1 tRNA gene is annotated in these 231 nt (G+C 47.2%); it reads right to left on the bottom strand.

Features of this window, described 5'->3' with window-relative positions:
* Positions 1-4: 4 nt before the first annotated feature.
* Positions 5-79, bottom strand: a tRNA-Gln gene (locus RG959_RS25020).
* Positions 80-231 lie beyond the last annotated feature (152 nt).

Raw genomic sequence — 231 nt, 5'->3', positions numbered from 1 at the left:
AAAATGGCTGGGCTAGAAGGATTCGAACCTTCGCGTGACGGAGTCAAAGTCCGTTGCCTTACCGCTTGGCTATAGCCCATTGATGTTATCTGTTATGTAGTATACCCCAAAAAAGAAGAAAAAGAACATGTTTGTATATGTTCCTTTAGGAAAATGGTGGAGGGGGGCAGATTCGAACTGCCGAACCCGAAGGAGCGGATTTACAGTCCGCCGCGTTTAGCCACTTCGCTA

Origin of the sequence: Domibacillus sp. 8LH, assembly GCF_038806185.1 — a bacterium.
Taxonomy (GTDB): Bacteria; Bacillota; Bacilli; order Bacillales; family Domibacillaceae; genus Domibacillus; species Domibacillus indicus_A.
The sequence above is the reverse complement of the archived record's forward strand: the minus strand, read 5'-3'. Positions and strand labels throughout refer to the sequence as shown.